Source organism: Amphritea atlantica, assembly GCA_024397875.1.
GTDB classification, from domain to species: Bacteria; Pseudomonadota; Gammaproteobacteria; order Pseudomonadales; family Balneatricaceae; genus Amphritea; species Amphritea atlantica_B.
On sequence record CP073344.1, the window covers coordinates 4,200,783 to 4,223,576 of the forward strand.

The 22,794-nt window shown below is 51.5% G+C and carries 22 protein-coding genes; 14 read left to right on the forward strand and 8 right to left on the reverse strand.

Features of this window, described 5'->3' with window-relative positions; genetic code table 11:
- Nucleotides 1-242: 242 nt before the first annotated feature.
- Nucleotides 243-1,733, forward strand: a complete 1,491-nt coding sequence (locus KDX31_19320; GenBank protein ID UTW03431.1) for an FMN-binding glutamate synthase family protein — start codon at nt 243-245, stop codon at nt 1,731-1,733.
- 61 nt (nt 1,734-1,794) lie between these two features.
- Here KDX31_19320 and KDX31_19325 read toward each other — a convergent pair whose 3' ends face one another.
- Both KDX31_19325 and KDX31_19330 read right to left on the reverse strand, forming a co-directional pair.
- A complete protein-coding gene (locus KDX31_19325; GenBank protein UTW03432.1) occupies nt 1,795-2,001 on the reverse strand; it encodes a hypothetical protein in 207 nt (68 codons plus the stop codon).
- A 209-nt stretch (nt 2,002-2,210) separates the two neighbouring features.
- Nucleotides 2,211-3,092 (reverse strand): SIS domain-containing protein, encoded by an 882-nt coding sequence (locus KDX31_19330; protein UTW03433.1) that lies wholly within the window; start codon nt 3,090-3,092, stop codon nt 2,211-2,213.
- A 232-nt stretch (nt 3,093-3,324) separates the two neighbouring features.
- Here KDX31_19330 and KDX31_19335 point away from each other — a divergent pair, with 232 nt between their 5' ends.
- Together KDX31_19335 and KDX31_19340 are read left to right on the forward strand one after the other, a co-directional pair.
- On the forward strand, nt 3,325-4,446 hold the full coding sequence (locus KDX31_19335; protein ID UTW03434.1) for a TRAP transporter substrate-binding protein: 1,122 nt from the start codon (nt 3,325-3,327) through the stop codon (nt 4,444-4,446).
- 172 nt (nt 4,447-4,618) lie between these two features.
- The gene (locus tag KDX31_19340) at nt 4,619-4,870 is read left to right on the forward strand and encodes a hypothetical protein (protein UTW03435.1); all 252 of its coding nucleotides are present in this window, start codon (nt 4,619-4,621) and stop codon (nt 4,868-4,870) included.
- A gap of 68 nt (nt 4,871-4,938) precedes the next feature.
- On the opposite strand, the gene KDX31_19345 is transcribed toward KDX31_19340, so the two are convergent.
- Nucleotides 4,939-6,318, reverse strand: a complete 1,380-nt coding sequence (locus tag KDX31_19345; GenBank protein UTW03436.1) for a TRAP transporter large permease subunit — start codon at nt 6,316-6,318, stop codon at nt 4,939-4,941.
- Nucleotides 6,315-6,872 carry a TRAP transporter small permease subunit gene (locus KDX31_19350; GenBank protein ID UTW03437.1) on the reverse strand — a complete coding sequence of 186 codons (558 nt, stop codon included), beginning with the start codon at nt 6,870-6,872 and terminating at the stop codon, nt 6,315-6,317. The genes KDX31_19345 and KDX31_19350 overlap by 4 nt, the downstream gene beginning before the upstream one ends.
- 192 nt (nt 6,873-7,064) lie before the next feature.
- On the opposite strand from KDX31_19350, the gene KDX31_19355 reads away from it, so the two are divergent.
- The 9 genes from KDX31_19355 (at nt 7,065) to KDX31_19395 (ending at nt 17,564) form a co-directional block, all read left to right on the forward strand.
- Entirely contained in the window at nt 7,065-7,661 is a 597-nt protein-coding gene (locus tag KDX31_19355) for a YjaG family protein (protein ID UTW03438.1), read from the forward strand.
- Entirely contained in the window at nt 7,661-7,921 is a 261-nt protein-coding gene (locus tag KDX31_19360; protein UTW03439.1) for a hypothetical protein, read from the forward strand. The genes KDX31_19355 and KDX31_19360 overlap by 1 nt, the downstream gene beginning before the upstream one ends.
- Before the next feature lie 20 nt (nt 7,922-7,941).
- On the forward strand, nt 7,942-8,376 hold the full coding sequence (locus KDX31_19365; protein ID UTW03440.1) for a hypothetical protein: 435 nt from the start codon (nt 7,942-7,944) through the stop codon (nt 8,374-8,376).
- 583 nt (nt 8,377-8,959) lie between these two features.
- Nucleotides 8,960-9,766: a response regulator gene (locus KDX31_19370; protein ID UTW03441.1), complete on the forward strand. Its 807-nt coding sequence runs from the start codon at nt 8,960-8,962 to the stop codon at nt 9,764-9,766.
- Between the two features lie 51 nt (nt 9,767-9,817).
- Nucleotides 9,818-10,180 carry a response regulator gene (locus KDX31_19375; protein ID UTW03442.1) on the forward strand — a complete coding sequence of 121 codons (363 nt, stop codon included), beginning with the start codon at nt 9,818-9,820 and terminating at the stop codon, nt 10,178-10,180.
- Between the two features lie 13 nt (nt 10,181-10,193).
- Nucleotides 10,194-10,691, forward strand: a complete 498-nt coding sequence (locus KDX31_19380; protein ID UTW03443.1) for a chemotaxis protein CheW — start codon at nt 10,194-10,196, stop codon at nt 10,689-10,691.
- A gap of 41 nt (nt 10,692-10,732) precedes the next feature.
- Complete coding sequence (locus tag KDX31_19385) at nt 10,733-12,874, forward strand: methyl-accepting chemotaxis protein (GenBank protein UTW03444.1); 2,142 nt, start codon at nt 10,733-10,735, stop codon at nt 12,872-12,874.
- 21 nt (nt 12,875-12,895) lie between these two features.
- On the forward strand, nt 12,896-16,762 hold the full coding sequence (locus KDX31_19390) for a response regulator (protein ID UTW03445.1): 3,867 nt from the start codon (nt 12,896-12,898) through the stop codon (nt 16,760-16,762).
- A gap of 13 nt (nt 16,763-16,775) precedes the next feature.
- Complete coding sequence (locus tag KDX31_19395) at nt 16,776-17,564, forward strand: hypothetical protein (GenBank protein UTW03446.1); 789 nt, start codon at nt 16,776-16,778, stop codon at nt 17,562-17,564.
- A gap of 15 nt (nt 17,565-17,579) precedes the next feature.
- On the opposite strand, the gene KDX31_19400 is transcribed toward KDX31_19395, so the two are convergent.
- Nucleotides 17,580-18,524 carry an NADP-dependent oxidoreductase gene (locus KDX31_19400; GenBank protein UTW03447.1) on the reverse strand — a complete coding sequence of 315 codons (945 nt, stop codon included), beginning with the start codon at nt 18,522-18,524 and terminating at the stop codon, nt 17,580-17,582.
- 143 nt (nt 18,525-18,667) lie between these two features.
- On the opposite strand from KDX31_19400, the gene KDX31_19405 reads away from it, so the two are divergent.
- Together KDX31_19405 and cysZ are read left to right on the forward strand one after the other, a co-directional pair.
- Entirely contained in the window at nt 18,668-18,892 is a 225-nt protein-coding gene (locus KDX31_19405; GenBank protein ID UTW03448.1) for a hypothetical protein, read from the forward strand.
- 29 nt (nt 18,893-18,921) lie between these two features.
- On the forward strand, nt 18,922-19,719 hold the full coding sequence (gene cysZ, locus KDX31_19410) for a sulfate transporter CysZ (protein UTW05462.1): 798 nt from the start codon (nt 18,922-18,924) through the stop codon (nt 19,717-19,719).
- 61 nt (nt 19,720-19,780) lie between these two features.
- Here cysZ and phoR read toward each other — a convergent pair whose 3' ends face one another.
- The 3 genes from phoR to ubiA form a co-directional block, all read right to left on the reverse strand.
- Entirely contained in the window at nt 19,781-21,091 is a 1,311-nt protein-coding gene (phoR, locus tag KDX31_19415) for a phosphate regulon sensor histidine kinase PhoR (protein ID UTW03449.1), read from the reverse strand.
- 9 nt (nt 21,092-21,100) lie between these two features.
- Nucleotides 21,101-21,796, reverse strand: a complete 696-nt coding sequence (gene phoB / locus KDX31_19420) for a phosphate regulon transcriptional regulator PhoB (protein UTW03450.1) — start codon at nt 21,794-21,796, stop codon at nt 21,101-21,103.
- 100 nt (nt 21,797-21,896) lie between these two features.
- Nucleotides 21,897-22,787: a 4-hydroxybenzoate octaprenyltransferase gene (gene ubiA / locus KDX31_19425; GenBank protein ID UTW03451.1), complete on the reverse strand. Its 891-nt coding sequence runs from the start codon at nt 22,785-22,787 to the stop codon at nt 21,897-21,899.
- Nucleotides 22,788-22,794: the final 7 nt, after the last annotated feature.

The following is a 22,794-nucleotide window of genomic DNA, read 5'->3' on the forward strand; positions in this document are numbered from 1 at the left end:
GGTGGTATAAACCGGGTTTAGGAGCTGCATTCGGACCGTATCAATGTGTGGTTTGGCCAGGGTTCAATTAAGCACTTCATCAAGTGCTTAAATCTGCAGCTGATTAAAACTTCTGATCATCTTTTTTCGTTCCGGGTCGAAACCCTGGTGCAGTTCCCGTAGGCAATACCGTTATAACAGGATAGGATTGGCGCTGATATCTTGAATGACCTGCGGATAAACACTATTAAGGAGTTCGGAACATGATCGATCCCGTCAGTAGCTTTGCGATTAATTTCGTAGCAATTCTGGGCGGCATCCTGCTGTTAATTTTTGTTGTCGGACTGATTGCTGCGCTGATTATATATCAGATCGATAAACATCAGACCGGCCAGACCATTCGACGCAACTACCCTCTGTTTGGTCGTTTTCGTTATGTGTTTGAGCATCTGGGAGAGTTCTTCCGGCAATACTTTTTTGCTATGGATCGCGAGGAGATGCCGTTTAACCGGGCGCAACGCAGCTGGTGTTATCGCGCCGCCAAGAACATCGACAACACGATTGCATTTGGTTCCTCCCGGGACCTGCGGGCACCGGGTACTTATTATTTTCTCAACTGCCCTTTCCCGACACTGGCGGAAGATGCGGTCAGGAATCAGCCGCTACAAATTGGTCCCTACTGTCGCCAGCCATACGATGCCAGATCCTTTTTTAACATCTCCGGGATGAGTTACGGCGCTATTTCAAAGCCTGCTATCCAGGCACTGTCTAACGGTGCCCGTGAAGCGGGGTGCTGGATGAACACGGGGGAGGGGGGATTATCACCGTTTCACCTTGAGGGCGGGTGTGACATCGTTTGTCAGATCGGTACCGCTAAATATGGGATGCGCGATGAACAGGGTCTGCTCAGCGATGAAAAGCTGAGAGAGAAGGCTGCATATCATCAGGTACGGATGTTTGAGATCAAACTGAGCCAGGGAGCCAAGCCCGGCAAAGGGGGAATGTTGCCTGCTGAAAAGGTGACCGCTGAGATAGCTGCCATTCGAGGCATTCCTGAAGGGGTTGCTTCTATAAGTCCTAACCGGCATCGAGAGGTGGATTCTGCTGATGATCTGCTGGACCTGGTCTGTCATATCCGCGAGGTCACCGGCAAGCCGGTCGGCTTTAAGCTGGTGCTGGGTTCTACTGACTGGCTGGATGAGTTCTGTGAGCGGGTGGTTGCCAGGGGACTTGAGGAGGCTCCGGACTTTATAACACTGGATAGCAGTGATGGAGGCACCGGTGCAGCGCCAATGCCGCTGATGGATAGTGTTGGTTTGCCGTTACGGGAGAGTTTGCCAATACTGGTGAACAAGTTGATTATGCATGGCCTGCGTGAACGAATAAGGGTGATCGCCTCAGGCAAGTGTATCAACCCAACCGATGTGGCTGCGGCACTCTGTATGGGAGCTGATTTCTGTGTCAGCGCCCGGGGCTTTATGTTTTCGCTCGGCTGTATTCAGGCGCTGCAGTGTAATAAGAACACCTGTCCGAGCGGTGTTGCCACTCATGATAAAGCTCTGCAACGGGGGCTGGTGCCGGAAGATAAGGCTGTCAGGGTAACTCACTACCATGATAATCTGGTCCATGAAGTGGAGATGATTGCGCACTCCTGCGGGGTGCCAGAGCCGAGAAAACTGAAGCGTAAACATGCGGCGATAGTGATCGATAGTGGCCGTTCAGTACCGCTGGATATTCTGTATCCCGAGCTGTAGTGAATCAGAAGGTAAATAAAAAAGCCTGCAATCTGATTGCAGGCTTTTTTATGCTCTGGTTTCAGATATCGTCAAACCAGCGCTCATCGTTAATCTGATATTCGAGCTCTTTGCGCTGTTTGCGTTCTTCGAGCGCCCGTCTGAGTGCCAGACTTTTCTTGCTGGCTATTTTTTGTTTAGCTTGCTTTTCATGCTCCTCGATACCGACGATGATATCGAAGACTGTTGTCTGGATTTCGTTCAGATCCTGATCTTTCCGTATAAGCATAGCATGTGCTCCTATACCCTCTGTAAAGTCCGCCTGGAAGCCTATAAATCTGACAGGCTAACCGACCGCCTCGTATTTCTGATTAACAGGGATTCTCTTTTTTATACCAGGAGAAAGAGAATTTCAATAAGTCATAGGCCTTATCAAAGGCGCTGACGGGGCAGATACTGGCGTAAAAATGTTACAGAAAGAGGAAACAGCGGAGATATTTATTCTTCGGTTTTTCGCAGTGGCAGGCGTTTATCGTTCTGGCGCAGGCTCTTCAGGCTGCGTTTGATCGTTTTCAGATGATCCAGCAGGCCAGGTCCCAGTTTCATTGCCACCCCGACCGCGAGCACATCAATTACCACCAGGTGAACCACCCGGGATGACATCAGCGTGCTGAGGTCTTTATCCTCTTCCAGATCGATATGGATGGCAATACTGGCCAGATCTGACAGGGGGGTGTTGCTGGGGCAAAGCGAGATTACCGTGACGCCGGCATCTTTCACCAGTTTGACTGCGTGCAGCAGGTCTTTGGTACGACCGGTCTGGGAGATGGCGATGACCACATCCTGCTCTGTCAGTGTTGTGGCTGAGATCATCTGCATGTGAGGGTCGGAGTAAGCCGACGCAGCAATTTTCAGGCGGTGGAATTTATGTTGTGCGTCGTTGCATACCGGCGCTGATGCGCCAAAACCATAGAGCTCCAGCCGGTTAGTGCTGGCAATCGCATTGATCGCTTCTTCCAGCGTATTGGCATCGAGTTCTTCACGAACCCGCATCATATTGCCCACCGTTGAATCGAAGATCTTCTGCTTGAATTCGCTGACGGTATCTTTGCTATTCAGGGAGAACTGTTCGAAGTTTGCGTTGCTGGCAAGGCCCTGAGCAAGGGTTAGCTTAAAGTCCTGAAAGCCGTCATAGTGGAGTGCGCGGCAGAACCGCACGACGGTAGGCTCACTTACATTCGCTTCAGAGGCCAGATCGACAATGCGCATGTGGATTACATCGGAGGGATGTTCCAATACGTAATCGGCAACTTTCTGCTCTGATTTTCGCAGACTAATTTTCGCGTCTGCAATAGATTTAAGAAGATTAAGCGGCTGCAAGCTGGTTTCCGTATTCAGGTTAGGCATAACGGAAGAGAGTATATCAGTAATTCAGGTTAATAGAATAAATGCGTCTTTCATTACCTGCGCATTTTATAGTGGCTTATTAATCAATGTGCCAATGCCGGCTATTTGAAATTGCAGCCATTATGACTTGGTGCTATGTTCAGTCCGTTATAGATAAAAAATACAATAAGTTAGATAACTAAAATGACGATTAGGGAGAAGCCTTGTGAAACGTCGTGATATTGTCAAAGTCCTCGGTCTGGGAGTTGCTGCTGCGGGACTGGCGGCCTGTACCGAAGAGAAGAAAGAGGTTGCTGATTGTAAGCCGGCCGCTCCGGCCGTTGCAGAGAAGCCGGAAACGATAGAGTGGAAAATGGTCACCACCTGGCCGAAAAACTTTCCTGGCCTGGGAACGGGCGCTAATCAACTGGCAGATCTTATTGGTCAGATGAGCGGTGGCCGGATTAATGTCAAAGTGTATGGTGCAAAAGAGCTGGTGGGGGCGCTGGAGATTTTTGATGCGGTTTCCCGGGGTACAGCGGAGATGGGGCATGGCGCATCATATTACTGGAAAGGTAAATCCCGTGCTGCACAATTCTTTGCTGCCGTGCCGTTTGGTCTGACGGCGCAGGAGATGAACTCCTGGCTGTATCATGGCGGCGGTATGGAGTTGTGGGAAGAGGTTTATGCTGAGTTTGGTCTGGTTCCGGGGGCTGCCGGTAATACCGGTGTGCAGATGGGTGGCTGGTTCAACCGCGAGATCAATTCGGTTGAAGACCTGAAAGGTCTGAAAATGCGGATTCCAGGGCTGGGCGGTGAAGTGCTTAAGCGTGCCGGGGGTACTCCGGTACTACTGCCGGGCGGTGAGATCTTCCCATCTTTGCAGTCTGGTGCAATCGATGCGACTGAGTGGGTAGGTCCATATAATGACCTGGCATTTGGTCTGCATAAAGCGGCTAAGTATTACTACTACCCGGGCTGGCATGAGCCAGGCACAACCCTTGAGTGCTTTATGAACAAGGAAGCCTTTGAAAAATTGCCGGAAGATTTGCAGATTATCGTACGAAATGCGATTCGGGTTGCCAACCAGGATATGCTGGCTGACTTCACGGCGAAGAATAACCGCGCGCTGGAACAGCTGAAGAGTGAACATGGTGTTGAGTTGCGTGCGTTCCCTGACGATGTACTGAAACAGATTAAGACATTATCTGATGAGGTGGTTTCAGAGGAAGCAGCCAAAGATCCGATGTCTCAGAAAGTGTTTGAGTCTTTCGTGACGTTCCGCGACCAGGCGATCAAATGGCATGCTGTTTCTGAGCAGGCTTATCTGAACGCCCGGACACTGTAAGCTATTCAGGCTAAGAAAAAACAGGCTTTAATGCCTGTTTTTTTATAACTTATCTATAATATTAAGCTTTAAATGTTATAACGATATCAGGGCTTCTCAGCTCTATTTTCAGCTCTATTTCAGGATAGCCTCATATATTGAATGTGAAATGGAAGCAAATGAGGATATCACCATGAGCATTAAATTCTTATCAGCGATTACTCTGGGATTGGTAGTGGTCTCATCTAGCGTATTTTCTGCTGGCCCTACACTAAATGACCCTTATTCCGGACATGTAATGAACAATTCAAAAGTAAATTCCAGCTATGGAATTCATGATGCAGAAATGCGTAGTATGTCTATGTCTACTCAATCTGTTGATAAAGCGATGAGCCACGACATGATGGCCCCAGTTTTTGGTTGGGATGCTGATTCATCAAGGTAACTGAAACAGCTTTATATATAAAAAAGCCTCACGGTGCACCATGAGGCTTTTTTTTGATCAGTTCTGACCTAACCATACACCAGATTTGGCAGCCAGGTAGCCAGTGCAGGCCATTGCGCAAGTGCCATCAGTGCCACCAGCTGGATCATGATAAATGGTATTACCCCCCGATAGATCTGCATGGTAGAGATACTTTCCGGTGCTACCCCGCGCAGGTAGAACAGGGCAAAACCAAACGGAGGTGTCAGGAATGAGGTCTGCAGGTTGAGGGCGATCATCACCCCAAGCCAGACCGGATCGAGGCCCATCGCCAGCAGAATAGGGGCGACAATCGGCACAACAACAAAGGTGATCTCGATAAAGTCGAGGAAGAACCCCAACAGGAAGATCACCAGCATCACCAGCGCCACCGCTCCAAATACCCCGCCAGGTAAGTTGGACAGGAACTGCCGCACCAGATCATCGCCGCCATAGCCACGGAACACCAGCGAGAAGATCGATGCACCCACCAGGATAATGAACACCATCGAACTGACCTGAGTGGTCGTGCGCATCACCTCTTTGAGAATGCTCAGAGTGAAGCACCGGCGGACCATCGCCAGCACCATCGCGCCTACGGCACCGACCGAAGCGGCTTCCGTAGGGGTTGCCCAGCCCCCCAGTATTGACCCCAGCACCAGACCGACCAGAAAAACCGGAGGTAATAGCGCAGAGATCACCCGTTTAAACATGTTATCCATGGCATCCCGTTCCTCTTTAGGGATCGCCGGGACGGTGTCAGGGTGGAAGATTGCTTTAAAAATCAGATAGGCGATATAGGCTGCTACCAGTAACAGACCTGGCAACAGTGCGCCGAGGAACAGGTCACCGACAGTCACTGTTTCGGGTGAATAGATCCCCTGATCCAGTTGTGCCTGCTGATAGGCTGAAGAGATCACATCACCCAGCAGAACCAGCACAATCGAGGGAGGGATAATCTGTCCAAGGGTACCCGATGCACAGATGACGCCGGTGGCTACCTTGGGGTCATAGCCGCGGCGCAACATGGTCGGCAGAGACAGCAAACCCATGGTAACCACGGTTGCTCCTACGATACCGGTGCTGGCTGCCAGTAGCATACCGACAACGGTGACCGATATCCCCAGCCCCCCCCGCATCGGGCCAAACAGTGCGGACATTGTATCCAGCAGCTCTTCAGCGATTTTGGATTTTTCCAGCATCACGCCCATAAAGACAAACAGGGGCACTGCAATCAGAACGGAATTATTCATAATACCGAACAGGCGGTTAGGCACCGCTTCAAGGAAACTGGCTTCAAAGTGCCCGGTCATAATCCCGATAGCAGCAAATATCAGCCCGGTTCCCGCGAGGGAGAACGCCACTGAGTAACCCAGTAGCAGAACAAATATTGCACCGACAAACAGCAATAATGGTAAATATTCAATCATAGCGGGTGCTCCCCATGAGTATCGGCTTCCGTCAGATGCTCCAGCCCACTCAGCACCAGTATATTGCGCAACAGCTCAGCGATCCCCTGCAAGATCATCAGCACAGGCATCAGTAGCAGAGAGGTCTTGAGGATGTACAGTGCTTCAATACCCCCGGCTTCCTGAGAGCCTTCCATGGTATGCCAGGAGAACAGTACATACTCCCAGGAGATCCACAGAATAAATAGCGAAACGGGAAGCAGCAGAAAGAGGGTGCCGATAATATTGATAACGGCTTTACCCCGCTCGCCTAGCGGTCGATAGAAGATATCGACACGGACATGGCCGTCGTGCTTGAGTGTATATCCCGCGCCAAGCAGGAAGACGAAACTGTGCATATAGATCACAGATTCTTGTAACTGGATGTTGCCGATATTGAGGACATAACGCATTACAACGACAACAAAGGTCACCAGCACCATCAGCAACGTCAACCAGGCGATACTTCGGCCGGTCCATTCGCTGAGACCGTCAAGTATCCTGACGACCGTTGCAATCGGATTCTTATTATTCATGGTTTAAATTCCATTCAGAGCTTACTTTGCCGTTGCAGTATACAGTAAAAAAGCGAACCGAATCAGCGGATTAATGAACCTGGTTGAAGGCGCAGTAAGCGCTTGGGTGGGAGCAGCAAATCGAGCATAACTGCTGCAAAATGATTTCTGCGCGGTACAATAGGGACCAAATAGAGCCTGGGGGTATATCTGATGTCACAATGGTCACTTGAACATGAGCTTAAAGCACTCGATGGCTGGCAACTGAGCGCCTTCTCAGTGGCGCTGACAGAGCGGATGTTTCCCAACTTTGCGCTGTTTTCAACTTTGCTTGAATTTGGTGACCGTGATCAGGTGCGCAGCATTCTGGATGGTATCTGGAACCGGCTTAGCAATAGCGGAGCGAAGATGAACTTTGAGGTTCAGCAGGCGAATGTTGAAGCGAATATGCCGGATCTGCAGGTGTTTGATATGTATGGTGCTTCACCGGCATTGGATGCGATGGTTGCGCTGTACTCAACAATCAACTGTCTGCTGGAACCAAACCGCACGGAAGCCGCCAATATCGGCAATCTGTCGCTGGAGTGTGTTGCCACCTTTATTGAAGTAACTGCCGATGCCGATATGTCCGACGAAGAGTTGCTGGTCTATATCAGCCATCACGACATGATGTTGCAGGAAGAAAGCTTTCAGGAAGAGGTCATTAAGCGGCTGTCGACGATGAAGAGTGCTACGGCCTCCGCCATCAATGAACTTAAACGCCTGGCGGCAAATGAAGGTGTCAGTAATATAGGCGTCAGTGAAGAGTGATGTTGCGACTGGGTCTGATACTGCTGATACTCCCCGGCGTGGTTTTGATGGGGGCATTCTGGTCTGAGCTGAATACCGTGAATGAGTGCCTCGCAGCCGGGGGATCGTACAATTACACGGCGCAGGCCTGCGATATGCAGGGGAGACAACCATTCATCCCCTTTGCTCTCCGTAATCCGCTGTTTGTAAATCTGACCATGCTGGCCTCTGCCGCTGGCTTTTGCTGTTGTCTGTTCGGGCTATACGTCCGCAGACGCTGAATCAAAAGGACTTAAGGTATATGCGACGTTTTTGGCTGGGGCTGCTGCTGGCAATTATTGTAGGTGTTTTCTATAGCTGGCTGAACGCACCGGAATGGCTGGAAGGCTGGAATGAAGAGCATCAGCAGATGGTTGAGCAGCAGCGCCAGGCAGGCATTGCCGCCGGCATTGAAACCGATCAGCAGGGGTGTGTTAGCGAGGCGTTACAGCGTGTGGAAAGCTGCCAGGAGTCTGAATACCGCTGTACTGTTAGCGGAGGCACCTTTTTTAAAGCCTGCTGGGAGAGCAGTCAGCCTTCAGTGGGCATCTGTAATACGATTCCTGCCTATCATGAAACGGCTACTGAGGATGATAAAGCCTGGGTAAAAGATCGCTGTACAGAGCTTGGGCTGCGGGCGACAGGTTGCCGGTTGATTATGCGTCAGCAACAACAGCTTTGTGGTGCGCAGCCGTAGTTTTAAGTGTATTTGCCTCATCGACTACCCAGATTGGGGAGTCCCTTGGTGCCGCAATCCTTGTCTTGAGTGATTGACGCCAGGGCCGCGTGTTCTCTGGTGAGTGGCTGGTTTTTAAGTGATCCATCAGGATGCCGGTTGTCGTTTTCTGACGCTTTCATAACCGGTTAAAGCCCCTCGCTGTCCTGACCAGCCGATCCGGGGCTTGTCAATATTCTGCTTTATCCGTAATTTGATACAGCTGTTTGAGCCGGAGTGTTGCTGGCTGGCTTAAAGGAATTAAAAGCACTGTTTACAGAAAATAAATATAACAAAGGTTAATTGGCACTGCTTAATAAGCAGGCTGGCCAGTTTGGTACATGCAGAGTGTTTTTTCCGCAACATCTGAACTCGCTTACGGCGGCGAATAGTGTGTTGGTCTGAATCAGTTTAAAGACTCTGTCATATTTTACCTTCATCATGCGTACCCCTTTGTCCGAATATTTGTTTATCGCTTTTTTGATTAAGAGAACCTGTTTTATGTTAATTCCCACCGGTGCAGGTGGAATAAATGTTTTGCTGTAGTGGTTAATCAGGAAATACCATGAATATTGGAACTATAGGCTTTCCCGCCGATCAGCAGCAGAAGCTGTCACGGATACTCGAATTATCGAGAAATCAGCGTTATGAACTGGTGGCCTTTGATCCACAAATGCCTCCGGATCTGTTATTACTGTTCGGTGAGCAAGCGGTTGCGGATCCTGCTCTGGAGCAACTGTCTGACGGTTATCGTTCGCGGATGATTCAGGTGAGTAAAGAGGCGCCGGCAGAGAGTGGCCTGGGACATATCCGTTATCCGCTGGTGTCGTCCCGGGTTATCCGCACTCTGGATGAGATGACCTCTGAAAATGAGGAGCAGTGTGATGATCTTCAGGCTGCAGCTGCCGCAGCAGAGGAACGTTTCAGTAAATATGCAGCGGTCGCGATTGAGCTGCCGCAGCCAGTGCCACAGCAGGATAATTATCGGGTGCTGGTGGTGGATGACAATAGTGCGATGCAACAGGCACTAACGCTGGAGCTGGAAAAGCTACCCGCTGTGGTTGAGCTAGCCTATGCTGATAATGGGGAACAGGCATTAGATAAAGTCAGCGGTGAGCCGTTTGATTTTATTTTTCTGGATGTGATGATGCCCGGCATTGATGGGTTTGAAACCTGCACCCGAATGCGCGAGCTGCCAGCACTGAAGAAAACCCCGATTATTATGCTGACCTCTAAAACCTCGCCTCTGGATGAGGTAAAAGGGATTATGGCGGGTTGTTCTACCTATCTGACCAAGCCAATAGATCCGGATGAATTTCAGAAGGTCATTGGCAGGGTATCCAGTTGGGTGAATGAGTTTAAGCGAACCTAGATATGAGTATTGCCAGATAGTCTGGTAACTGAAATTTAAAATGGAGTGGTAATGAGTAAGAAAATTCTGGTCGTTGAAGATGATCCCGTACAGCAGCAACGTATCTGCGATGTACTGAAAAGCGTTGATGCCGAGATTATTATTGCGGTGAATGGGCAACAGGGGATTAGCAAGGCGATTGAGGAAAGACCGGATCTTATTCTTATGGATGTGGTAATGCCCGAAGTGGATGGTTTTGCCGCCTGTCGACAGATCACTTCAGGTGATGAGACCCGGGAGATCCCGGTGGTTATCGTTTCCAGTAAAAACCAGGAAGCGGATAAAGTCTGGGCGCAGCTTCAGGGGGCAAAAGCGATGATCGCCAAGCCTTTTTCTGATCAGGAGCTGGTGGATCAGGTAAACGCATTTCTCTAAGGATTCGTTATTAATGGAACAGCAGAATATAACCACGGCCAGTGAGGCCGGGCCTCAGGATAGTTATGACCTTCGTCATGGATTCCGGGTAGGTTTTTTGCAGTTATTGCTGCAATCACAGACCCGTTCTGAGTTGCACCGGTGTGAGCGGTTGTGCTCCATTCCCGATACCCCGGACTGGTTTGTCGGGTTTATCAATCATCGGGGAGATGCTGTTCCTGTATATGACCTTGCTGCTTCTTTAGGGCTGGGTATCACCGATCCGAAAATGGGATGGTTACTGCTTCTGGATGCGCAGCCTGCTACCGCTGCAGTACTGTTGCAGGAAACGCCTCAGGGAATCACTAACCCTGATGTAGCCGACGCGGCTCCTTATCCTGAACTTGTGGATGGGATCTGCAGTGGTCAGTATCTCTATCGTAACTCCATCTGGTTTGAGTTCGATCATCGGGCCTATTTTTCCAGGCAGAAACAGCGCTTTATCAAGACAGATTCCGCTATCCCGGCCTGAGACGCTGGATAAAGCAGATATTGACACGGGGAATACCACGTATGACTTCATTCAGGCAGATAAAAACCGATAACAGCTTTCAGATGTGGGAATTCCGTAATATACGGATGCCACTTAAGTTCGCGATTGCCGGCGTTCTGATGGTGATCGGCCTCATCTTTATGGGTGCTTCTTATTACCAGACCATTGTTATCGATGAGCGTGCAGAGGCGCGTTCTCAGGAGGTGAATGCATTCTTGCTGCTGGCGGGCAATATTGATGCGAATATCACTCAGGCTCGCTATTATGAGAAGAGCTTTCAGATCGGTAATGATCTGATGCAGTTGATGCAGTTTAACCGCACGATGGCGGCAGTGGATCGGGATATTCTTAAACTGCAGCAGTATCTCGAGACCCCTGAAGACCAGGAACGGGTGTTGAAGTTGCAGTCCGTTATCGATAACTACCAGGATACGCTTTACGATGCTTCCGAGGCGGCCATTGTCGCAGGTCTGACGCCTGAACAGGGACTTTCCGGGGAGATGAGAGCGTTGTTGTCGAGCACCGGTGAGCGAGTCTCCGGAACCCGTCAGCCTGACCTGATTAGTTCATTCAGCAGCTTGAAAAACAGCATCAATGATTATGTTTTCAGCGCCGGACAGGCGGTGCCTAAAGCTTCGGTTAAATTGCAGATTGAGGTGCTCAAGCGACAGCTGCAGACGGCGGCTGCTGAGCAGATATCGCAAAGCCGGAATGCTCTGGCCAATATCACTGAAGCTGAACAGCTTTTTGGACAGTTATCTGACGCCCTCGAGCGCAGAGATAGCCTGTTTCGTCTTTTACCCGCGATTATCGTAGCACTGGATCCGCACATTATCCGTATCATCAAGCTGGCGGATGAACAGAAAGCAGACAACAGCGCGTTACAGGCAGAAGAGACGCTCACGATGGTGAGTTACTTCTTTTTCTCGATGGCGATGATGATTGTGGCAATGGCTGTGGCGATGTCCATTATCAAGTTCGGCGTGGTCGACCCGGTAACTAAACTACAGGACACGGTAAACCGGGTGCGGGAGGGGGATGTTGATGCCCGCAGCCAGCTTGAATCGCGGGATGAGCTGGGACAGTTCAGTCTGGTATTGGATACCTTGCTGGATGAGAAGGAGCTGGCACTGGAAACTAAAGAGCAGGAAAACCGTCAGCTCAACGGCTCTATTATCGAGCTGATTAAAAGTGTATTCCAGATCAGTCAGCGGGATCTTAGCGTCAGGGTTCCGGTTGCGGAAGATGTAACCGGTGCGATCGCTGACTCGATCAACCAGCTGACAGCCTCGATTGTGACGGTACTGAACGATGTAAATGCCGTTTCCCTGCGGGTAAATAATGCATCTGTACAGGTGAAGTCTCAGTCTGAAACAGTACTGACCTACGCCAGCCGTGAACAGGAAGAGATTGTTGAAACCCTGCAGGGACTCGACTCAGCAATCAAGGCGATGGAATTGATCTCAAAACTGGCGGTACTGACGAATAACGCTTCGCAAAAGGCGATTAAAACCTCGGAAACGGCGATGAGCTCGGTATCTCAGACCATCGGCAGTATCAATAAGATCCGTCAGACCATTCATGAGGCGGAAAAACGGATTAAACGCCTGGGTGAACGTTCTCAGGAGATCGGCGGCATCGTCGGTCTGATCAACAACATCTCTGAGCGAACCCATGTGTTATCGTTGAATGCGAGTATGCACGCAGCCTCTGCCGGTGAAGCGGGACGGGGTCTGATGGTGGTGGTAGATGAAGTACAGCGTCTGGCGGAGAACTCCCGGGAAGCGACGTCAGAGATCGAGTCTCTGGTAAACAATATTCAGCTGGAAACAGCCGATACCATCAACGTTATGAATACCGTAATCACCGACGTGGTCGAGGGTACCCGTCTGGCAGAGGAAGCGGGTGAACGGATGGATGAAACCCGTGCTACGACACAGACGCTGGTTGAGTCCGTCGTGCGGATCGCGCAGAACTCAGCCCGGCAGGCCCGGGTAGCGAAAGAGCTGCGGGTACGTGCGGGTAAGATCGATGAAACCACCCTGGCAACCAACAAGGAGATGCTACAACAGGCTGAACTCTCTGATGAGCTGGTAAGTGCCGCGCAGGAGCTTCAGCGATCTGTAAGCGTGTTCAAGCTGGCGGCTCCGACCGCCTCCTGAGTAACCTGACAGGCCGATAGCATGATCCGTGAAAGCATCACCGCAGCAGAACAATTTCTGGCTTTATTGCAGCGACAGATTGAAACTCAACCGAACACCGGAGAGTTGATTGAGTCGCTGCAGCAGCTGGTTGACTCATTCAGTGAGACTGAACTACTGGGCATTGCTGATGCTCTGGCGCTGTTTGCAGAGCAGCTTGAACAACTGAATCAGATTGAAGAGCCTTCCGAACAGCGGGTGCTGTTGGTTGATTTTCATAAAGCGCTGGATGATTTTATCCATCGCCCCCAAACCGGTATCTGGCAGTATCTTCTCGCTAGCCTGAGTGATAGTCACTGGCCGGAACCGCTTCCTGAAGAGGATTGCGAGTTTCTGGCAGAACTGCTGGAGCAGGACTGCCAGAAACTGACAGAACAGAGTTCGGAAACCGTGTCAGGATATGTTGCCGATACCACGGTTCAAACCGAACCGGAAGTCGTTGAAGACTCCGCTGTGATCACGCAGCCATTCATCAGCTCCCTCTCTGCCGGCTGGGCTGAACAGGTTGCACAGCTGTCCGAATCGGATACCGGGCAGGGGATAGAACTACTGCACCTGCTGGCAGAGGAAGCAGGAGATGCCGAGTACACCGGCTTTGCCGATCTGTTTGCGCTGGTTGCCGAGCAGTGGCAGTCCGAGTGTGAGAATCCACAACGGCCAGAGCTACAACACCAGACCATCAGATTGCTGACAGAGTTGCAGCCCGAGGTTGTTGATACGCTGTTGTTACTGATGAGCGAGCCTCGCTGGCAGGAGCCCTTACCGGAAGATGATCGGGTGTTTTTACAGCCATTGCTGCTGTCTGATCTGCACCGGCTGAATCCGGCGGATAAGGTCGAACCGGTCGCTGAGTCAGAACCACCGGTTTTGACTGTTGTTGCAGAACCAGAACCAGAACCAGAACCAGAACCAGAACCAGAACCAGAACCAGAACCAGAACCAGAACCTGTCAGTGACATACAACCTGAGCCGGAGCTGCAAGAACTACCGCCACTGTTCTGTCAGGTGGCACTGGAGCAACTGCAACAACCCGGGCCACAGCTGGATCCGGCGGTGCTGCAGATGCTGACCGGGTCACTACAACAGCTTGAAGCGCTGTGGCAGCAGACCGATAGCCGTCCTGAAGCGACTGCAACCCTGCTGAATCGCTCGCAACAGCTATTTGAGCCAGTTATCCGGGCGATGCAAACAGTGCATCTGTCCGGTGCGGCCGACATTGTTCAGGGACTCCGGGTTAATATCGACTGGTTGCAGCAGCATCCGGCACGCTTACAGGCGCAAATGCTGTTGCAGATCAGCGCCCTGCTCGGAGATCTGATCACGTATCTGGATGACATTAACGATGACTCCCGGCAGCAGGTCTTGCTGGATCAGCTTGAGGCGCTGGAGCTTCCTGCGAGTCCGACCGAGGAGCAGATCAGTTACATTGGTGGTTTGTTGTCACTGGCGCGGCTGCAAACAGCACAAACCATTGAGCAGGAGCTGGCAGGCGAGGGCGATATTCAACTGCATATTGCGACAGATATTGATCCCCAGTTGCTGGAGATGCTGTTCAGCGAGCTGCCGGTTTTATCTGAGCAATTGTCAGAACAGCTTCAGGATGTCGCAGACAACCAGAGTGCCGATGCGATGCGCGAGGCGCAACGTGCTGCCCACACTCTCAAAGGTCTGGCTAATATGGCGGGTATCAGTGGCATTGCTAACCTGACCCACCGGCTGGAAGATATACTCGAGCTCTATACCGAGGCGGGACAGCTTCCGGCAAAACGGCTTTGCGATGACCTGACGGCAATCACCGATACCCTTGCGATGATGTGTGAGGCCGTGATAAATCAGTCAGCGGCGCCTGAGAACGCTCAGAGCATGTTGCAGCTGTTAATGGACTGGCATTATCGGTTACGCCGTGACGGGCTGGATCTGAGCAGTGAGGAGCTTGCGCAGAGTGCAACGCAGTTGTCCGAGTCTCAACCCGAACTGCAAGCGCTGTCAGAAGACACTTCAAACGAGCCATCTCCGGACGCCGGAGAGAGGAGTCAGGAACAGACACTTTTCCGGGTACCGCACACAACTCTGGATGAGCTGATGCGCCTTGCCGGTGAAGGCACCACCCTGAATACGCAGTTAGATGAACAGATTATGCAACTGCGCAGCTATGTTCGTCTCAGCCGTGACCGTCAGCGGATATTGCAGCGGATTATGTTTGAGCTTGAGCAGCAACTGAATGAGCAGTTCACCATGCAATCGGCAAATGATGCTGACGACAGCTTTGATGCGCTGGAGATGGACCGTTATAACGAGATGCATACCAGTATGTCCCGGTTACAGGAGGCAGCTGCCGATATTCAGGAAGTAGAGCAACTGATGGACCGTCATGTTCGTCGCACCGGCGAGTTGCATATCGCCCAGTCAGGGGTGCAGAAAGAGACTCTGGAGCGGGTGCTCAGCACCCGTCTGGTGGACGTGAAATCGATTGCTGCCCGATTGCACCGGGTGGTGCGTCAGGCGTGTCGCAGTACCGGAAAACAGGCCGAGCTGATTATTGAGGGAGAGTCTGTCCGGATTGACAGCAATATACTCAGTCAGCTGACCAGTCCGCTGATGCATATTATTCGAAATGCGGTTGATCATGGTCTGGAAAGTCCGGAACAGAGACAGAATGCCGGAAAGCCGCGACAGGGGCGGATCGAGCTGCGCTTCTGGCTGGACAAGGATCAGGTCCGGGTTGATTGTAGCGACGATGGCAGCGGTATTGATACTGACCGGATTCGTGAAGTGGCAATCCAGCGGAAGCTGATCGGTTCGGATATTCAGTTAAGCCGGCGTGAGGCGGAGCGGCTGATCCTTATTCCGGGATTCTCAACCCGCGAAGAGATCAGTCAGCTGTCTGGCCGGGGCATCGGAATGGATGTTGTGCATCAGCAGATCATGCGTTTGCAGGGCGTTCTGGATATCCGCTCGGATGCAGGGCAGGGCACCACCTTCGAGATGTCGATGCCCTCCAGTGCGCTGATGATAAAAACGCTATTGGTACGCTCTGGTGGACAGATCTATGCATTGGCCAGTCACGGTCTGGAGCAGACGATGATCTCACTGGACGGCGTGCTGCTTGATACCGCTGACGGGATGAAGTTTGAACACAATGGAGAACAGTTTCCTGTTTACGGCCTGGAAGCGCTGTTGGGTGAGCATGGCACGCCATACACGCCGGGAGAGGTTCATCCGGTGTTGCTGGTAAATCTGGGACAGGGGGAAAAGGCGGCGGTCATGGTGCGGGAGCTGATCGCCCACCGGGAGCTGGCGTTCAAGCCGATGGGCGAGTATCTGCCTGACCTGCCGGGTATCCCGGGGCTGACTATTCTGGCGAACGGTGATACCGCTGCGGTAATCGATCTGCCCGCCAGAATTCGTTATAAGCTGGCGAATCAGCAGAACCTGTTTAATCCGGTATCGATGCAGAGCGATCTGAGCCTGCCGAAGCTTCTGGTGGTGGATGACTCACTCAGTGCAAGAGCCTCACTGTCAACCTTGTTGCGGGATACCGGCTATGATGTCAGCACCGCAATTGATGGTCTGGATGCCATGAATCAGATGCGGAAAAAACGTCCGGATCTGGTGCTCACAGATCTGGAGATGCCGCGGATGGGAGGGATGGAGCTGACCAGTATGATTCGTGGCCGGGAAGGGATGAGTGATATTCCGGTACTGATGATCACCTCAAGAACAACACAGCGGCATCGTGATGAAGCAAATAGCTCAGGGGTCAGCGTTTTTCTGACAAAGCCCTGGACAGAAAATGCACTGCTGGATCATGTGCAAACCCTGTTACAAACAACCACGCAAACAGCCTGAAGACAGTATTGATATGAAGACTAAAAAAATCATCAAAGCATCAATCTCGACCCTACTCATGACCATCTGTCTGGCGGGATTAGCCCGGGCTGCAGATATCAAAACTCAACCCGAAGCGATCAGTGTCGCAGCGCAGCAGCGGACGCTGACACAGGTTATGATGAAAAATTATCTGTTTTCTGCGCTTGGCGTGCGTTCCCGGAATGCTGATGAGCAGTTAGCAGAGGCAACTCAGCAGTTTACCTCGCAACAGCAACAGCTGGCTGAGTTTGTAGCCGATGAGGGAGTACAGCAACAGTTAGCACGGATGAGTCAGAGCTGGCCAGCAGTGCAGCAACAGTTTCAGAGAAAACCTGATAAATTGCGCTTTAAGGAGCTGTATGCCGATAACGAAACACTCCTGACTGAGGCCGATAGTACGTTGAAAAAGGTCGTTCAGGCGAAACCGGATGTGCGTGCTCAACCGCTGTCGCTGTTGGGACAGCAGGAGTTGCTTTGTCAGCGTCTGGTAGTTCTCTATGCGATGACCGCCTGGGGCGTTGCGTCAGAAGCGGATAGCTCATATGAGACTATCACCAGCGAACTGCATGAGAATATGGCTCTGTTACAGAAGCTACCGCAGAATACGGCTGAGATTAATGAGCAGCTGCAGCAGCTCAATCAGGCGCTGGAGCGGACACTGCAAGTGTCAAAAGCCCGTCCTGGAGCCCTGCTGCCAGCGCTGGTCGACCGTTCCGTAGTCAAAGTGGTTATGCAACTGGAGCAGCTGCAGTCGGACTATCGTTCTCTGGCTGGCGCATAAACTTCTGCGGGTGATTTACTCCTGGCCATCAAAGGTCAGGATCAGCTTCCCGCAGACATGGCCGCTCTGACTCAGTTCGAATGCTTCGTCGGCCTTCTCCAGCGGAAATGTTTCGCCGATATGCAGTTTGAGCTGCTCATCGGCGACCAGTTCGGCGATCTTATTTAACTGTTCTGCTGAGGGTTGACAGAGAATTGGCTCAACCCGACGTCGCTGTGCAGCTCCGGCAGCGATCACCTGCTCTTTGGTCACCGATGGCAGGGTCACCAGAACGCCCTCAGGTTTAAGGCAGGGAAGCGCGCTGATACCGGTTTCACCGCCGACACAGTCGATAATCAGATCCATCGAGTTGGCATACTCATTGAGGCTCTGGTTGTGATAGTCGATGGGGTGTTCGCAGCCCAGTTCAGCAAGAAATTCATGATTGTGGAGCGAGGCCGTCCCGGTAACGTGCGCCCCTGCCCAGCGGGCTAGCTGAACCGCCAGATGACCGACACCACCGGCGGCTCCCAGCACCAGAACTTGCTGACCCGCTTCTAATCCGCCTTTATCGAACAGGGCCTGCCAGGCGGTCAGACTCGCTGTGGCCAGGCCTCCGGCCATGATCAGGTCGACAGCATCCGGAAGATGGGAGATCTGTTCTGCCGGTGCGGCGATGTATTCCGCATAGCAGCCAGCAGGCTGAGGAAAGCGGATCATACCGAAGACCGCATCACCTTCTTTAAAACCGGTATCGCCGGGATCCGTTACAACACCCGAAAACTCCCAGCCGGGAATAAACGGAAACTCTTCTATAAAGCCGCTGGCACCATTACCGGAGCAGGTTTTCCAGTCGATCGGGTTAACACCGGCGGCAGCGGTTTTCACCAGTACCTCTCCCGGGTTCAGCTGAGGTCTGGGTTGTTTATTGTAAATTAGCTCATTAAGGCCACCAAACTGATGTATCGAGATAGCATGCATAAGAGACTCCGGTGAATTGCAGAAGAGAAATAAACAGCAGGAGATTTGTATATTCACATAAAGTTATAGGCTAAACCAGCCACTAATGCAGACTATTTCTGGTAATCTTATCCCTCTGAAAAGTAATTTATGGTGATAGAAAAATGACTCTGGCGGTAGCAGAACAGCTGTTAATGATGGTCGGTCTTGGTGTATTTCTGGTGTCACTGATACTCTATGTACTGAGGACCAGTGATTTCAAATCGATACTGGTATTCTGGCAGGCAACGATCAGTTTTACCAAGCGGGAGTTTCTGATTAACCGGATCGGCCTGTCGATGATGGTTCTGGCCGTGATTGTGCGTTTTTATAGCCACTTTTTTGCCTGATTTAGACGTTCCAATTTATTGAGGAAATGATGAAAGGAAATCCGTTACGCGGCGCAAACTATTTCTTGCGCGGTCTGGCGATGTTGCCAGAGAAGGGAATTCGGCACTTTGTTGTGGTGCCTCTGTTAATCAATATTTTTCTGTTTACCGGTGCCATCTGGTTGCTGTTTGATCAGATGGGCTACTGGATCGATTATCTTCTCAGTTCAATACTGCCTGACTGGGACTGGTTGCAGTTTTTGCGTTATATCCTTTGGCCGCTGGTGGCGGCGCTGGTGCTGATTTTGGTGTATTACAGTTTTAGCGTTGTCGCAAATATTATCGCCGCACCATTCAATGGTATTTTGTCCGAAAAAGTTGAGCAGCGTTTACGCGGTGTCACGGTCACGGATTCCGGCTGGAAGGAGATTCTGGCGCTGATCCCCAGAACGGTTGCCCGGGAGCTTGCTAAGCTGTTCTATTACCTGCCCCGGTTATTGTTTCTGATTATTCTGGCCTTTATACCGGTACTGGGAATGGTTGCACCCGTGCTGCTGTTCCTGTTTGGTTGCTGGATGATGGCGATACAGTACTGCGATTACCCGATGGATAATAACCGGGTAAGTTTTCGCGATATGAAAGACACCCTTAAACAGCGCCGGTTGACCTCAGTGGGGTTTGGCGGACTGATCTCTGTGGGTATGATGATTCCGCTGTTCAACCTGTTGATTATGCCTGCGGCGGTGGTGGGTGCGACGATCTTCTGGGTTGAGGAGTATACCGATGGCAGTGAGATTGATCTTTCCGGGTTAATGCGTCAGCAGCAGTTAGACGATAAACGTAGTTAATCTGATTGATCTGGTTCACTTCTCAGCATAAAAAACGCACTCTGGGTGCGTTTTTTTTATGTTACTGGGCTTTTTCCCTGGCGGCAGCGGGAATGACCAGTTCATGGGGGAAGTGGCAGGTGAAGGTACTGCCTTTGTCCAGTTGGCTGCTGATGGTCAGTTTGCCGCCATGCCGCAGCATGACATGTTTTACAATCGCCAGTCCGAGACCGGTACCGCCGCTATCGGATGAGCGGCTTTCATCCACCCGGTAGAAACGTTCCTGTAAACGAGGCAGGTGGATACTGTCGATCCCCGGTCCGTTATCTTTAACGGCGAAGTGGCCACCCTCTTTATCGGTCCACCAGCGGAGCTGGATTTTGCCTCCGGCCGGAGTGTAGCGTACCGCGTTAAAGACCAGGTTTGAGATGGCGCTGTAGATCTCGGATTCCTGGCCCAGCAGGGCGCTGCTTTCTTGCAGATCCATATCGATAGTCTGATCTTTATCCTGCCCCAGTACCAGAGCATCCTCGCGGATGCGCGCGATCATTGAATGGATCGGAACCGGCAGCTCATCGGAGACATGGGCGCTGGTTTCCAGTCGGGAAAGCAGCAGCAGGTCGGCGACCAGGTTTTCCATGCGACGGGACTGGTTTTCCATCTGGCTCAGACCTCGCAGCATAGGCCGTGGCAGGTCCTGATCAAGGAATGTCTCAAGGTAGCCGCGAATCACAGTGAGTGGCGTACGCAGCTCGTGGGAGGCGTTGGCAACGAAATCCTGACGGGTCTGTTCAAGTTGCTTCAGGCGGGTGATGTCCCGGGCGACCAGAATCCGGTCACCATCACCAAAGCGGGTAATGCGGTATTCGAGGACGCTATCTTTATGCACCGGTGATGTCAGCTGCAGCGGATCATCATATTGGCTTTTGCGGTAGTAGCGGACAAAACGGGGATCACGCAACAGATTCATGACTGAACGTCCGCGGTCGGTCTGAGCTTTCATTCCTAAGAGCTTTTCCGCCGCCCTGTTCCACCACTCCAGGTGGTTCTGGGCATCGATAATGACGATAGCATCGCTGAGGGCAGCAGAGGATTGTTGAAACCGGTGAATAACTTTTCGTAACGACTGGGCCCGCTGGAGCTGACGTTTCTGGTCTCTGGAGATCTCATCAAACAGTTCACCCCAGTAGCCGTTACTTTCCGGGACATCGGTGTGGTCTTCGCGCATCAGCCACTGCTGTAAACGCTTAAACTGCCTGACCTGATAGATCCCCCAGAGGATCAGTGCCAGTGCCAGGGTCCAGCCGGGATAGCCGATAATAAAACCCAGAAACAGCCCGACAACCACGGTTAGCAGCAGGTTGCCGGCTATTGTATGGCTGGAGTTGTACATAGGCTAGGCTCAGGCTACCTGGGATGAGAACCGGTAACCGGTACCGCGTACCGTCTGGATCAGGTAGTCGTGACGGTCGCCAAGGGCTTTACGCAGACGTCGGATGTGAACATCAACCGTACGCTCTTCGACATACACGTTGCCACCCCAAACCAGGTCGAGCAACTGACTACGGGTGTAGGCACGATCCTGATGAGTCATGAAAAACTGCAACAGGCGGAATTCGGTGGGTCCCAGTTCCAGAGGTTTAAGCTCTGAACTGACCCGGTGAGATACCGGATCAAGGGTCAGACCGTCAATGGTGATCGGTTCCTCGACCCCCTTCGGTGTTGTCCGTCGCAGGACAGTCTTCAGGCGGGCGACCAGCTCACGTGGAGAAAACGGCTTGGTGATATAGTCATCGATACCGGTTTCCAGCCCCTGAATCTTATTATCTTCATCGGTTTTGGCGGTCAGCATGATGATCGGAATATCTGAAGTCATTTCGTCTTTCCGCAGACGACGCGCAAATTCGATACCGCTGATACCCGGCATCATCCAGTCCAGCAGAACCATATCCGGCTTGCGATCAATGATCATTGGATGGGCCGCTTGTGCGGAATCGGCCTCCATACAATCATATCCAGCCATTTCGAGTGCAACAGCGATCATCTCGCGAATCGGAGCCTCGTCGTCAACAATCAGAACGCGTTTACCCGATGTCATGACCAATCACCTCATTTATTCTATGTATTAAGACGGTCATATTAGATTATGAAACTGTTACAGAAATATGACAAAAGTTCCAGTGGAAGGGTAATTGTCATCAGGTTGTCAGATAATGGATAAATAAACCGATAAAAACCGCCATACCCGCATAATTGTTATTCAGAAATGCAGTGAAACAGGCTTCGCGCTGACGTTCTCTGATGAGATATTGCTGGTAGATAAAAAATCCGCCCATACCCAGCAGGCCCAGATAGAACCAGAAAGACATATTCAGATCGATACCCAGCATGATGAAAATTGCCAGAGTCAGCAGTTGCAGCAAGCCGATAATGGCTTTATCCATATCGCCGAACAGCACGGCGGTGGATTTCACGCCGATACGGATATCATCGTCCCGGTCGACCATTGCGTACATGGTGTCATAGGTGATGATCCATAGAATTGCGGCGATATAGATCAGCCAGGCGATTTTTGGCACCTCATTGAGGGTCGCACTGAAAGCCATAGGTATCGCCCAGGAAAATGCCATGCCGAGTACCACCTGAGGCAGGTGGGTATAGCGTTTCATAAAGGGATAACAGGATGCCAGTGCCACGGCAACGACGGATAGCAAAATAGTCAACTGGTTGGTGAACAGTACCAGTACAAATGAAGCTGCCAGCAGTGCGGCAAACAGGATCAGCGTCTCTTTAGCTGAGATTCTTCCGGAAGGCAGGGGACGTTGTGCGGTTCGCTTAACATGACCATCAATTTTGCGATCGGCAAAATCGTTAATCACGCAGCCGGCGGAGCGCATCAGGAATGTTCCCAACACAAAGATAATGAGTAAACTGACAGACGGAATCCCCGCGGCTGCAATCCATAACGCCCATAGTGCAGGCCAGAGCAGCAGGTAGGTGCCGATCGGTTTACTCACCCGCATCAGTTCACCACAGGCTTTGAGTTTCTGTTGCCAGACGGGGCTGATTATTTGTGTACCCAATTGCATAGCGATC